This is a genomic window from Ralstonia sp. VS2407 (assembly GCF_052950655.1).
Window position 1 is genome coordinate 1 of the sequence record NZ_JBRFVG010000337.1, and the last position, 444, is coordinate 444.

General features: G+C 71.8%; 1 pseudogene. It reads left to right on the plus strand.

The features are described 5' to 3' along the window. Positions 1 to 444, plus strand: a pseudogene (locus ACU8YE_RS25340) (bifunctional tetrahydrofolate synthase/dihydrofolate synthase); the annotation flags it as partial.

Sequence of the window (444 nt, forward strand, 5' to 3'; positions counted from 1 at the left end):
GCGGCCGGCTCGACGCGGTCAACGTGATCGACGCCGATTGCGCGATCGTGACGAGCATCGACGTCGACCACATCGAATATCTCGGCGACACGCGCGAGAAGATCGCGTTCGAGAAGGCGGGCATCTTTCGGCCGGGCAAGCCCGCGATCTGCGGTGACCCGGCGCCGCCGCAGACGCTCGTCGACCACGCGGGCGCGATCGGCGCGGATCTGTGGCTCGTCGGGCGCGATTTCCGCTTCTCGACGCAGCCGGGCAGCGAGCGCCAGCAGTGGACGTACGCCGGCCGCGACAAGCGCTATCCGGCGCTCGCGTATCCGGCGCTGCGCGGCGCGAACCAGTTGCTCAACGCGTCGGCGGCGCTCGCCGCGCTCGAGGCGCTGCGCGAGCGGCTGCCCGTGTCCGCGCAGGACATCCGGCTCGGGCTCGCGAACGTCGAGCTGCCGG